The sequence below is a fragment of the Flavobacterium mesophilum genome (genome assembly GCF_039581405.1).
GTDB lineage: Bacteria > Bacteroidota > Bacteroidia > Flavobacteriales > Flavobacteriaceae > Flavobacterium.
Window position 1 is genome coordinate 224,500 of the sequence record NZ_JBCPXZ010000004.1, and the last position, 13,386, is coordinate 237,885.

Sequence of the window (13,386 nt, forward strand, 5' to 3'; positions counted from 1 at the left end):
AAAGTTGTACATTTACGATATAAAATTGTAAATTTAAGTTATGCCTAAATTAAATCAGTTTAAAACGCTTGTTCTAGATGAATTTGAAGAAGAGAAATTTCATCTTCCTCCGCATACGCATACGTATTATGAAATCATCTATATTAAAAAAGGAAGCGGTGTTCATCATTTGAACAATAATTTACTTCCATATAAAGCTGGTGATTTGTTTGTGATTTCACCAGACGACGAACACTATTTTGATATTAAGAAAAGCACCCGATTCATTTTTATCAAATTCACTGATAATTATTTCAACTCGAAGCAGAATTTAACTTGCGATGATTTTCTTGTGAATACTCCGGAAAGCTTCATGCGAGACAAAATCTTAAAAGAAACGGTTTTAAAATTTGACGAGCCCTGTAAAACGATTTTAAAAAATACAGTCGAAAACATTATAACGTACGGACATTACATAGATGTTACCTCATCACCTATTGTTTTCTATCAGATTCTTTCCATTTTTGGTTTGATCAAAGAAACAATTCGATGCATGAATCTGCAGATGCAATCGACACATTTGGACAATGAACAAATCGCCAATTACATTCATCAGAATATTTATCAGCCAAAATTGGTTCAAGTAAAAGTGATTGCTGAACATTTTAATATAGCACAAACCTATTTTAGTGCTTATTTCAAAAGGACTTTCAGCATCAGTTATCGAGAATACATTCATAATTTGAGAATGACTTTAATCGAAAAAAGATTTCACAACAATCAATTGCCGATTAAACAGATTGCTTACGAATTTGGTTTTACCGACGAAAGTCATTTGACGAATTATTTCAAGAAACGTAAAAACATGAAACCAACTGATTTTAAGAAACTGTAGTTATCGAAATCTTAAAAAGTAATTTCCTCGAATATTTTTAGCTAAATTTGTGCATCTAAAAAACAATTTCTTTGAAAAAGAAAATCCACATCATACTGCTTTTTGTAACGCTTAGTTTCTTTTTGAATCCGAGTTATACTTACGCATGCAATATGGGAAATCATAAAGAAATTGCTTCTAAAGAAGAAAACAGCTGTTCTAAAAAATGCTGTGAAAAGAAAACTAGTAAAGAGGAAAAACATTCATGCGATGGTAAATGCCGTCATTCGGGATGTACAACTTCGGCCTTGCAATTCGTTATTTTGAATTCAAATGAATTTGATTTACAAAATGATGTTTTTAATTTTTCTTTAAAAAGCACCATTTCATCCTACACTAATTCTACTATTTCTTCTGGATTTACTTCTATTTGGCTAAAGCCGAAAATATAATTATTGTATTTGTGACAGCCCATATTGGGTCTTTTCGAAATCAACTTTTTTAATTAATTTTAAAGGAAATTAAATCCTTTACCAAATATTATATACAATGAAAAAATCAATCATAGCTTTAGCAACAGTACTAACAGTTTTATTTAGTACACATAACATTCAGGCAAATACAGTAAAATCAAAATCAGGAACAACCGAAATTGTTGATGCGAGCCAGCTTCAATCAGTTTATGATGCTTATTTTAATGTGAAAGATGCACTTATTAAAAGTGACAGTAAATTGACTTCGGCGAAAGCTGCAACTTTACTGACAGCGATTTCTGCCGTAAAAATGGACAAACTAAAAGGCAACGAACATACGGTTTGGATGAAAGTGGTTAAAAAATTAACTGCTGATGCCAAAAGTATTTCATCAACAACAGATCTTAAAAAACAACGTGAGACTTTTAAATCTTTATCTAAAAGCACTTACGATTTAATAAAAGTTTCAAGTCCAGATCAGCCAATCTACAAACAATATTGCCCAATGGCAGACGCTGATTGGTTAAGCAAAGAAAAAGCAGTTAAGAATCCGTATTACGGTTCTTCGATGTTGACTTGCGGAAATGTGGTAGAAACGATCAAATAAATATGAAGCTCTACATCAAAAACATGGTGTGCGCGAGATGCAAAATGGTTGTGGAGTCTGAGTTTGAAAAACTCGGACTTCAAACTATTGCTGTGGAATTGGGTGAAGTTGAATTGGAACAAGAAATCAGCGATGAGCAGAAAGAAGTTTTATTGAAAAACCTGCAAACTTTAGGTTTTGATTTAATTGATGATAAAAAAACAAAAACGGTTGAAAGAATAAAAAACCTCATCGTCGATTTGGTTCATCATAAAAACAATGATCTCAAAATCAACTTGTCTGATTATTTGGCTGAAAACCTGAATCAAGATTATAATTCGCTGAGCAATTTGTTTTCGGAAATTGAAAACACCACGATTGAAAAGTATTTCATCAGTCAGAAAATTGAAAAAGTAAAAGAATTACTGATTTACAATGAACTTTCGTTAAGTGAAATTGCCGATATTCTAAATTACAGCAATGTGGCGCATTTAAGTAATCAATTCAAAAAAATCACAGGCTTCACTCCTACTTCTTTCAAACAATCAAAAGATAAAAAACGTATTCAGATTGAGAATTTGTAGTTAATCTAACCGCAAAGCACGCAAAGGTTTACGCAATGTTCGCAAAGATATTTTTAAGATAAAGCTTTGCGAACTTTGCGTTTTTACAAAGTCTCGCAAATCAAAAAAACCTTGCGTTCTTTGCGGTTAAATAAAACTTTGTAAATCTTACAAATCATTCCCAAAATTCTACAAACCGAACTCGTCGATAGTTCAGAAATTTGCATTGTAATACTTAAAAACCAATACAATGACTCATCAATATATAATTTCAGGAATGTCGTGCAACGGATGCCGAACCAAAGTCGAAAAAACTTTGAACGAAGTTGAAGGCGTTCAGGCAGAAGTAACTTTGAATCCGCCAACTGCTACGATTATAATGGAGAAACATGTTCCGACAGAAAAATTTCAAGAAGTTTTATCTGCTGCGGGAAATTATACTATTGAAATGGATTCTCCTAAAAATCATGGCGAAGCACCAAAATCTTGCTGTTCGGGCCATAAAAAAGAGAATCATGAGCATCATAAATCAGAACCTAAAAAAATACAACACAGTGCAAATGGCGTTTATTATTGTCCGATGCATTGCGAAGGCGATAAAACATACAACAAACCCGGAGACTGCCCAGTTTGCGGAATGGATTTAGTACCGCAAGTTGCGATAACAGCGACACAATTTACTTGTCCGATGCATCCAGAAATCGTTTCAAACGAACCCGGCGATTGCCCGATTTGCGGAATGGATTTGGTTCCGATGCAAGCTTCTGAAAGCGAAGAAAACAAAACTTATACTGATTTAGTAAAAAAAATGAAAATTGCGATCTTGTTTACGCTTCCAATTTTCATTATTTCTATGTCAGAAATGATTCCGAATAATCCGCTTTACAATATAATGCCAATTGAAAAATGGAATTGGGTTCAGTTTCTATTTTCTCTTCCAGTTTTATTTTATGCAGGTTGGATGTTTTTCGTTCGTGCTTATAAATCAATTGTTACTTGGAATTTAAATATGTTCACGCTAATCGGAATTGGAACCAGCGTTGCTTTCCTATTTAGTATTGTCGGAATGTTTTTTCCTGATATTTTCCCATCGGAATTCAAATCGCATCACGGAACCATTCATTTGTATTTTGAAGCTGCGACTGTCATTATCACTTTGGTTTTACTAGGACAATTATTAGAAGCCAAAGCACACGGACAAACCAATGGTGCAATTAAAGAATTATTAAAACTAGCGCCGACAGAAGCTACTTTAGTAGAAAACGGAATTGACAAAGTAATTTCAATCCACAATATTAAAAAAGGCGATTTGCTTCGTGTAAAACCGGGAGAAAAAATTCCTGTCGACGGAAAAATAACGACTGGTGAAAGCAGTATCGACGAATCTATGATTACGGGAGAACCAATTCCTGTTGATAAAAAAACGGGCGATGCTGTAATTTCTGGAACAATAAACGGAACAAAATCGTTTGTAATGATTGCTGAAAAGGTAGGTTCAGAAACCATGCTTTCTCAAATTATTGAAATGGTAAATAATGCCAGCCGATCTCGCGCTCCAATTCAGAAATTAGCCGATCGCGTTTCTAAATATTTCGTTCCGACTGTTGTGATTATTTCAGTTTTAACCTTTTTTGCCTGGGCAAAATTCGGTCCAGAACCCGCTTATGTTTACGGATTGATTAATGCTATTGCGGTATTAATTATTGCTTGTCCTTGCGCACTTGGATTGGCAACTCCAATGTCAGTAATGGTTGGCGTTGGAAAAGGCGCTCAAAACGGAATTTTAATCAAAAATGCCGAAGCCCTAGAAAACATGAACAAAATTGATGTTTTAATTACCGATAAAACAGGAACAATTACGGAAGGAAAACCATCAGTTGAAAAAATATATGCCGTAAATAATGACGAAGATTTTCTGCTTCAAAACATTGCTTCTTTGAATCAGCATAGTGAACATCCTTTGGCAAAAGCCGTAGTTTCTTTCGCAAAAGCAAAAAATACTTCCTTAAAAGATGTTGAAGGTTTTGAAACTATTGCCGGAAAAGGAGTTTTCGGAACTATCGAAGGCAAAAAAATAGCTTTAGGAAATAAAAAATTAATGGATGAAATTGGTATTTCTATCTCTTCAGATTTAGAAAGCAAAGTAACTGCCGAGCAAAATCTTGGAAAAACTATTTCGTATATTTCTATAGAAAATGAAGTTCTAGGTTTTGTGGCGATTACCGATGCAATTAAAGAAAACAGCGCAAAAGCAATTAAAGAATTAATCGATCAAGGCGTTGAAGTCATTATGTTAACTGGAGATAATCACAACACAGCAAAAGCCGTTGCCGATCATTTGCATTTGAGTTCTTTTAAAGCCGATTGTCTTCCGGAAGATAAATTGAAAGAAATCGAACGTCTTCAAGCGCAAGGCAAAGTAGTCGCAATGGCTGGAGACGGAATCAACGACGCGCCTGCTTTGGCGCAATCGAATATCGGAATTGCGATGGGAACTGGAACTGATGTTGCGATTGAAAGTGCTAAAATCACTTTAGTAAAAGGCGATTTAAACGGAATTGTAAAAGCGAAAAACTTAAGCCACGCCGTAATGTCAAACATCAAACAAAATCTGTTTTTTGCCTTTATTTATAATACTTTAGGAGTGCCAATTGCAGCAGGAATTTTATTTCCGTTTTTAGGAATCTTGCTTTCGCCAATGTTAGCAGCTGTTGCTATGAGTTTGAGTTCTGTTTCGGTAATCGTAAATGCTTTGCGATTGAGAAATCTAAAATTGTAGGCTGGACGAAATTATTTAAACACATAGAAACATAGTTCTGTATTGCGTGTAAAGGCGTTTCACTTATTGCAATACACATAGCGCTATGTGTGGAAACTAGTTTCTTTTATTCTCTTTTTAGACATAATCCCGATAGCTATCGGGAATGTTTCTATGTGTTAAAAATAAATTGCGCTCAATTTAGACCAACGATTTAAAAATTATAATCTATCATGAAAATCAAATATCTCTTTATATTTTTCTTAATCGCTTTTCAGCTAAAAGCCCAAAAAGTGGTCCGATACGATTTGTACGTTCGCGATACAATTGTCAATTTTTCTGGAAAAGAAAAACGTGCGATTGCAGTAAATGGACAAATTCCGATGCCGACTTTGACTTTTACCGAAGGCGATATTGCAGAAATTTATGTGCATAACGAATTAAAAAAAGAAACGACTTCGATGCACTGGCACGGATTGTTTCTTCCAAATAAAGAAGACGGAGTTCCGTACTTGACGCAAATGCCAATTGAACCGGGAACGACTCATAAATATACTTTTCCAATTATTCAAAACGGAACGTATTGGTATCATAGCCATTCTGGTTTACAGGAACAAATTGGTTTGTATGGACTTTTTATCATCAATAAGAAAAAAGACGATCCAACCATTAGAAAAGGAATTGATGATTTGCCGACAATTCCGGTTATTTTAAGCGAATGGTCGGATTTGAAACCTGAGAATATTCAGCGAATGTTGCACAATGCCAACGATTGGTTTGCCATTAAAAAAGGAACAACACAAAGTTATGCCGAAGCCATCAAACAAGGTCATTTTTCTACGAAAGTAACCAACGAATGGAAACGAATGAATGCCATGGACGTCAGTGATGTTTATTATGAAAAGTTTCTTCTTAACGGAAAAAACGAACAACAACTTTCTGATTTTAAACCTGGCTCAAAAGTCCGTTTACGAATTGCAAATGGAGGTGCTTCAAGTTATTTTTGGCTGACGTATGGCGGAGGAAAAATCACTGTTGTAGCCAGCGACGGAAATGATGTCGAACCCGTAGAAGTCGATCGTTTGATTATTGCGGTTTCTGAAACTTATGATGTTGTCGTTACGATTCCTGAAGACAATAAATCTTTTGCTTTTTTGGCTACAGCCGAAGATAGAACAGGATCTGCGTCTTTGTTTTTAGGAAATGGCGAAAAACAACCCGTTCATCATCTTTCAAAATTAAAATATTTTGAAGGCATGAAAATGATGAACGATATGATGAAAATGAACGGCGAAATGAACGATATGGGTATGAATATGTCTTTGAATAAAATGGACATGAACGCCGTAATGTATCCTGAAATTTCGGGCGAAGATGAAAATGCAAAACCTGCAATGGATCATTCGAATCATAATATGGAAGACATGAAAATGGAAAGTGACAGCACCGAAACTTCTGAAATTGTGACTTTAAATTACGGAATGCTGAAATCTCCATTTAAAACCAATCTTCCAAAAGAGGCGCCAGTAAAAGAATTACGTTTTACTCTTTCTGGAAATATGAATCGTTATGTTTGGAGTTTAGACAACAAAGTGGTTTCTGAAACGGATAAGATTCTAATTAAAAAAGGAGAAAACGTTCGAATTGTATTGTACAACGGTTCGATGATGCGCCATCCAATGCATTTACATGGCCATGATTTTAGAATTTTGAACGAACATGGCGATTATGCTCCATTAAAAAATGTGATTGACATTATGCCAATGGAAACCGATACAATCGAATTTCAGGCAAATGCAGATGGCGACTGGTTTTTTCACTGCCATATTTTATATCACATGATGGCGGGAATGGGACGTATTTTTACTTATGAAAATTCAGCGCCAAATCCGTTGATACATCATCCGGAAATGGCTTTTAAAATGCTAAAAATGGATGACCGAATGTTTCATTTTATGGCGGAAAATGATTTTGCATCCAACGGAAACGACGGAGAGGCAATGTTCAGCAACACCAGATGGAGCATTGGAACGGAATGGAGATTGGGTTATAATAACGAACACGGTTACGAAACAGAAACTCATATTGGAAGATACATCGGAAAAAATCAGTGGTTGATGCCTTTTATTGGTTTTGATTGGAGATACCGAAGAATGGGAATGGACGAGCAGGAACAAAATCTTTTCGGACAGAAAAACACCAAAGACAATCGTTCGGTTTTCAGTGCCGGTTTAGAATATACTTTGCCAATGCTCATAAAAGCGCAAGTTGAAGTTTATACTGATGGAAATGTGCGAGTTCAATTTGAGCGAAAAGATATTCCGCTTGCGAAACGTTTACGAATGAATTTAATGTGGAATACCGATAAAGAATATATGGCTGGTTTAAAATATATTGTTGCCAGAAACTTCGGAATCACAACGCATTATGACAGCGATATGGGAATTGGTTTTGGGGTTAATTTGAATTATTGATTTTTTTTGAACCATATAAGTGATTTAAGTTCATTTTATTGTGCTGGTTCATAGAAAAATAAAAACGAAATGGGTAATTAACAAAATAGAAAAAGTTTGAATTAAATAATGGCATTGATTTTGAAAGGTAAGTAAACAACTAACCTAAACTAAAATTTATGTACGGAATTCTATTATTGTTATTGCTGATTTTACCGTTATTATTTCAAGTCATCTATGGAAGAAAAGCCATCTTAGAAAGCATAAAACTAAATTTATCAAAAGTGAGCCTGATTAGCTTTTTTTCGCAAATCTTATTTTCTTTTTTTGCCCTTAACCTTCTCGATTATAAAATACGATCAGAATCAGATGGTCAATTTCACTGCGGAATGCCATTCGTTGGACTTATCATAATGGAGCTGTTTTTTACGGCCCTTTTGATTATTGCAATGCTTATTCAGTTTTCAATAAGAAAATCGTGCAACAGTAATATTTAGAGAAATGAAGTCAATTTCCTTTTATTTCATGTTGTTAATCAGTTGCAAATCATTTGCTCAATTTGCTGTTATCAAAGATAATGACGGATATGTAAACATTAGAACTACAGCTTCAAAAGGAAGCAACATTTCAGACAAACTAAACAATGGTTTCGTAGTGTATTGCTTTAGTCCAGAAAGCAACTGGATCAACATTGACTATTCAAAAAACGACAAATACAAAAATGGTTATTTGTACAAAGACAGGATAAAATATTTATCTGAGTTTGAAAAAATTCCATTAATTAAAGAGACTCCCGACAAAGTAATTTTTCAAAAAGACAGCTTAAATTTCTTAATTGAAAGCAAAAAATTTGATTCAAAAACTGCAAAACTTACATTTTCAAAAGACAAATCGTTTCTACAAAGAATCAACGGAAGACAATTTTGGGGGACTGATGGAGATATTCCCAAGACAACTTATAAATCAATAACGATTATTATTGGCAAAAATACTATTGAAATTCCTTCACGCGATTTAGAAGATTTGTTTGAACCTACGCTTTTCAATACAAAAATAAATTATGATAAAAAATCAGATACGATTTATATTACTTCCAGCAATAGCGATGGTGCGGGTGGCTACGAAATCGTATGGATTATAGAAAAGGGAAGATATAAAGAAAGAAAAATTGCGTACGGATTTTAACCACTTTCTTTTATAAAAACATTAACTTTTTGTAAGAATCAACTCAAACAATAGTCACTATATTTGATTCACCAATTATATACTTCTAACAGAATAAATTATACCAAAATGACAAAAGTAATCACCGTAGTGACTGCCGCTTTATTTTCAATTGGCGTAACAGCTCAAGAGACAAAACCTGTAACAAAAGAAAAAGCAAAAAAAGAATCATGTTGCAAAAAGACAACAGACAAAAAAGATAAAAAATCTTGTTGTATGAAAAAATAAATGAAATATTATTTCAGTAAAAGAGGCCTCAAAAAAAATTTGAGGCCTCTTTTATTATATATTGTTTCTAAACTTTGTGAGACTATTTCAATCGTACACTCCATTCAAAATCCATTTCAGAAACCTGAACACCTTCTTCATTTGTTCCGATAGATTTCATCCAGAACGTCTGCCCTTCTCCGGTTTCAATTGTTTTTTGAATTGCTTCAGCAATTAAATGTCCGTCGTTGCAAACAAATGTGATTCTGCCAGTAGCTTTTTTAGTGAAGTTTCCTTTGTTATTGGCCACTAACATTGAGATTTTTTTGCCGCTTTCTTGAATTTGAGAAATCACCAAAGCTCCCGTCGTTAACTCTGCCGCCATAGCCTGAACTGCAAAATACATAGAGTTAAACGGATTCTGATTGATCCAGCGATGCTTAACACTAACAATACAGCTGTCCTTATCGATAGCTTTTACACGTACACCGCAAAAGTATGCCGATGGTAATTTGAACAATACAAATTTGTTGAGTTTGGAAACTGAAACTGCCATATTCTTTCTTTTTTATGTAAAAATACAAAAAAACTATGCGCGCACAATAAATTCTGAACACTTTTAAAAAACGCCAATAAAATCAGGTATTCCGAATGATTTTCAACAAATTATCATGCTCCTACAAATTTAAAAATTGTTAAAATTTTGTTAATATTTGGTACTATGCAAAACAAGATACTGTTTTTTAGCCATATATTTGCATAAGAAATTACTATATACTTTTAATCATGGAAACAACAACACCACTCATCATGGAAACAACATCAGAAAGAAACACTGCGGCATTTACGCATTTAAGCACATTAAGCCAGTACATTATTCCGTTTGGGAATTATATTTTCCCAATCATTTTTTGGTCGAGCTACAAAGACAAATCAGAATTTGTAAATCACCACGGAAAACAGACATTGAATTTTCAATTGAGTTTATTGCTTTACACTTTGATTTTAGCTTTAATCGCAATTCCGATTTTCGTATCAGTAGTATTACAGAACATTCCAATGGAAGCTGTTTTTAATGACGAAGATTTCGTAATCAGAAATTTCAATTTTCAAGGAAATATTGCGCTGTTAAGCATTGGAGCCACAGCGGTAGTACTTTTTGGGTTATTAAAATTTGTTGAATTCTTTTTAGTGATCTACGCTTCAATAAAGGCTTCAAATGGAGAATTATACAATTATCCGCTAACGATTCCTTTTTTAAAGTAAGACTTCGGCTTTGCTCAGTCTAACATAAAAAGGTTAAAGGTTATAGACACAATCAATCATCAATCATCATCATCAATCAAAAAACGAATTGTTCAATCAAAAAAAAACAAAATGAAATTATGAACATTGAAAACACAAAAGCACAGATGCGCAAAGGTGTTCTTGAGTTTTGCATCTTATCAGTATTAAAAGAAAAAGACGCATATACATCTGAAATATTAGACACTTTAAAAAACGCAAAATTACTAGTTGTAGAAGGAACCGTTTACCCGTTGTTAACTAGATTGAAAAATGACGGTTTACTAAATTATCGCTGGGAAGAATCGACCTCAGGGCCGCCGCGAAAATATTATGGATTAACCGAGATAGGACAAACTTTTTTAAACGAACTTAGCGGCACTTGGACAGAATTATCTGACGCCGTAAAACTAATCACCAATCAAAATCAATAAGTCATGAACAAAACAGTAAATATTAACTTAGGCGGTATGTTTTTTCACATCGATGAAGATGCATATTTAAAATTGACACGCTATTTTGACGCTATAAAACGATCACTTAACAACTCATCTGGTCAAGATGAAATTATTAAAGATATCGAAATGCGTGTTTCTGAATTATTAACAGAAAAACAAAAAAGCGAAAAACATGTTGTTGGTTTAAAAGACGTTGACGAAGTGATTGCGGTGATGGGACAACCAGAAGATTACCGAATTGAAGACGAAGAAAACTCAAACCAATCGTTCAACAATTACGGTGCTAGACAGCACAAAAAATTATACCGTGATAAAGAAAAAGGTATGATTGGTGGAGTTGCGACAGGCTTAGGACATTATTTTGGAGTTGATGCAGTTTGGATCAAAATCATCTTCTTAATCTTTGTTTTTGCAGGTTTTGGAACTGGAATCTTGGCTTACTTTGTACTTTGGATTGTTACTCCTGAAGCGATAACTACGTCAGAGAAACTTGAAATGACTGGAGAGCCAGTTACAATTTCGAACATCGAAAAAAAAGTTCGTGAAGAAATTGACTCATTATCTGAAAAATTCAAAAATGCAGATTATGACAAAATGGGAAACCAGGTAAAGTCGGGAGCTGAGAGAATAAGTAGTTCATTTGGAGACTTTATCATGACGGTTTTTAAAATCTTCGCTAAGTTTTTAGGCGTAATCTTGATAATGGCAGGAATCACCACTTTAATATTATTGTTAATTGGTGTATTCACTTTAGGCACAAATGTTTTTATTGATTTCCCTTGGCAGAATTTTATTGAAGCTGGAAATTTTACAGAATATCCAATTTGGTCTTTCGGTTTATTGATGCTTTTTGCGGTTGGGATTCCGTTTTTCTTCCTTACTTTATTAGGATTTAAATTGTTGTCTCCAAATTTGAAATCAATCGGAAACATTACAAAATATACCTTGCTTGCTATTTGGATTATTGCAGTTGCTATTGCAATCAGTATCGGAATCAAACAAGCGACTGAAATATCTTATGACAATAAATCTGTTGAGAAAAAAACACTTAACATCTTACCAAAAGATACACTTTTTGTAAAATTCAGATACAACGATTATTACGCAAAAGATTTAGGTCATCATCATGAATTTACATTTGTACAAGATTCTGCAAACAATAACTTGATTTATTCAAATGATGTTCGTTTGCACGTTCTTCACACTGACAACGCAACGGCATATTTGCAGATCGAAAAAAGTGCAAGAGGAAATTCGTTTTCAACAGCAAAACAAAGAGCAGAAAAAATCACTTACAATCTTGAGATTAAAGGAAATCATTTAATTTTGGATAATTATTTTCTGACAGATGCAAAAAATAAGTTCAGAGGACAAGAAGTTGATGTATATTTGTACTTGCCAGAAGGGCAGTTGTTTAAACCAGACTCTTCCGTACAAGATTACGATCGTTCTGAAAATGATTTTTTCAACTTACACTTCAGCGGTGATTACAATTACAAAGTTGAAGGTTCAAAAATAAAATGCTTAAACTGCCCTGCAGAAGAAAACGAGTATAATGATGGAGATTATGATAGTGACGACAACACTATTGAAAATGACACTGTAAAGGAAGTTTCGATTAAAGTTAACGGAAAAGAAATTTTAAACGGAAAAAAAACCAAAGGAAAGTTAACCACTGATAAAAACGGAGTTATAATTAAAATCAACTAATAACTAAGGCCATGATCAAAATAATCATTCATATTACAAAATTTATTATTGCAGCTGTTACCGCACTATTGTTTGCCTCTTGCAACTTTAATTTGAATACAGTTGAAGGAAGTGGAAATGTAACAACTGAGAAAAGAATTGTTCAAGGAGATTTCAAAAAAGTATCTGTAAGCAATGCGATTGATTTAGTAATTGTTCAGTCTGATTCAACTGAAATTTTAGTGGAAGCTGATGATAATTTGCAAAAAGACATCATTACAAAAGTGGAAAACGGAACTTTAATCATCAAATGCAAATTCAGTTCTTTCAGAAATATCACTGCTAAAAAGGTAACGGTAAAAATGCCTGTTATTGACAAGCTAGAAGCTTCTAGCGCATCATCTGTTCAAAGCAAAAATGTAATTCAGGCAGAAAATATTGATTTAGAAACTTCAAGTGCAGCATCAATAAATGTTAATGTAGAATCTGACAACATTTCTGCTGATTCTGGAAGCGGAAGCACAATTTCTCTTGAAGGAAAAGCACTAAAAATCAAAACTTCGGCATCAAGCGGATCAAACATCAATGCTAAAAAAATGTTGGCAAATGAAGTTCAAGCCGAAGCGTCAAGCGGAGGTAGCGTAAATGTACACCCGATTGTAAGTCTGAAAGCAGAAGCATCAAGCGGCGGAAGCATCAACTACGATTCAAATCCTAAAACTGTTGAAAAAACTTCACATTCTGGAGGAAGTATCAGCCAAGGATAAACGAATTTATCTGTTAAATATAAAAGAAATCATTCATCAAAAGTGGATGATTTTTTTATATTTGTCAAAAT

13 protein-coding genes are annotated in these 13,386 nt (G+C 33.8%); 12 read left to right on the forward strand and 1 reads right to left on the reverse strand.

Going from position 1 to position 13,386, the window contains the following annotated elements; genetic code table 11:
• The first annotated feature begins 40 nt into the window (after positions 1-40).
• From AAYQ19_RS14150 to AAYQ19_RS14185, 8 genes are all read left to right on the forward strand, one after another.
• Positions 41-874, forward strand: a complete 834-nt coding sequence (locus tag AAYQ19_RS14150) for an AraC family transcriptional regulator (RefSeq protein ID WP_343537091.1) — start codon at positions 41-43, stop codon at positions 872-874.
• A gap of 71 nt (positions 875-945) precedes the next feature.
• Positions 946-1,305, forward strand: coding sequence for a hypothetical protein (locus AAYQ19_RS14155; protein ID WP_343537092.1), 360 nt, complete (start codon positions 946-948; stop codon positions 1,303-1,305).
• 97 nt (positions 1,306-1,402) lie between these two features.
• Positions 1,403-1,933, forward strand: coding sequence for a DUF3347 domain-containing protein (locus tag AAYQ19_RS14160; RefSeq protein ID WP_343537093.1), 531 nt, complete (start codon positions 1,403-1,405; stop codon positions 1,931-1,933).
• A gap of 2 nt (positions 1,934-1,935) precedes the next feature.
• Positions 1,936-2,496: a helix-turn-helix domain-containing protein gene (locus AAYQ19_RS14165; protein ID WP_343537094.1), complete on the forward strand. Its 561-nt coding sequence runs from the start codon at positions 1,936-1,938 to the stop codon at positions 2,494-2,496.
• Between the two features lie 229 nt (positions 2,497-2,725).
• Positions 2,726-5,254 (forward strand): heavy metal translocating P-type ATPase, encoded by a 2,529-nt coding sequence (locus AAYQ19_RS14170; RefSeq protein ID WP_343537096.1) that lies wholly within the window; start codon positions 2,726-2,728, stop codon positions 5,252-5,254.
• A gap of 212 nt (positions 5,255-5,466) precedes the next feature.
• A complete protein-coding gene (locus AAYQ19_RS14175; RefSeq protein WP_343537097.1) occupies positions 5,467-7,707 on the forward strand; it encodes a multicopper oxidase family protein in 2,241 nt (746 codons plus the stop codon).
• A gap of 480 nt (positions 7,708-8,187) precedes the next feature.
• Positions 8,188-8,871 carry a hypothetical protein gene (locus AAYQ19_RS14180; RefSeq protein WP_343537099.1) on the forward strand — a complete coding sequence of 228 codons (684 nt, stop codon included), beginning with the start codon at positions 8,188-8,190 and terminating at the stop codon, positions 8,869-8,871.
• A gap of 108 nt (positions 8,872-8,979) precedes the next feature.
• Positions 8,980-9,138, forward strand: a complete 159-nt coding sequence (locus tag AAYQ19_RS14185; RefSeq protein WP_343537101.1) for a hypothetical protein — start codon at positions 8,980-8,982, stop codon at positions 9,136-9,138.
• Positions 9,139-9,220: 82 nt separating this feature from the next.
• Here the strand turns inward: AAYQ19_RS14185 and AAYQ19_RS14190 are convergent, their stop codons facing one another.
• A complete protein-coding gene (locus AAYQ19_RS14190) occupies positions 9,221-9,673 on the reverse strand; it encodes a DUF4442 domain-containing protein (RefSeq protein ID WP_343537103.1) in 453 nt (150 codons plus the stop codon).
• A gap of 254 nt (positions 9,674-9,927) precedes the next feature.
• Between AAYQ19_RS14190 and AAYQ19_RS14195 the strand changes: the two genes are divergently transcribed.
• The 4 genes from AAYQ19_RS14195 to AAYQ19_RS14210 all read left to right on the forward strand — a co-directional run bounded on the left by AAYQ19_RS14195 (position 9,928) and on the right by AAYQ19_RS14210 (position 13,315).
• A complete protein-coding gene (locus AAYQ19_RS14195) occupies positions 9,928-10,383 on the forward strand; it encodes a DUF4870 domain-containing protein (RefSeq protein WP_343537105.1) in 456 nt (151 codons plus the stop codon).
• A gap of 119 nt (positions 10,384-10,502) precedes the next feature.
• On the forward strand, positions 10,503-10,835 hold the full coding sequence (locus AAYQ19_RS14200; RefSeq protein ID WP_017498072.1) for a PadR family transcriptional regulator: 333 nt from the start codon (positions 10,503-10,505) through the stop codon (positions 10,833-10,835).
• Positions 10,836-10,838: 3 nt separating this feature from the next.
• The gene (locus AAYQ19_RS14205; RefSeq protein ID WP_343537113.1) at positions 10,839-12,569 is read left to right on the forward strand and encodes a PspC domain-containing protein; all 1,731 of its coding nucleotides are present in this window, start codon (positions 10,839-10,841) and stop codon (positions 12,567-12,569) included.
• Between the two features lie 11 nt (positions 12,570-12,580).
• Positions 12,581-13,315 (forward strand): head GIN domain-containing protein, encoded by a 735-nt coding sequence (locus tag AAYQ19_RS14210; RefSeq protein ID WP_343537115.1) that lies wholly within the window; start codon positions 12,581-12,583, stop codon positions 13,313-13,315.
• Positions 13,316-13,386 lie beyond the last annotated feature (71 nt).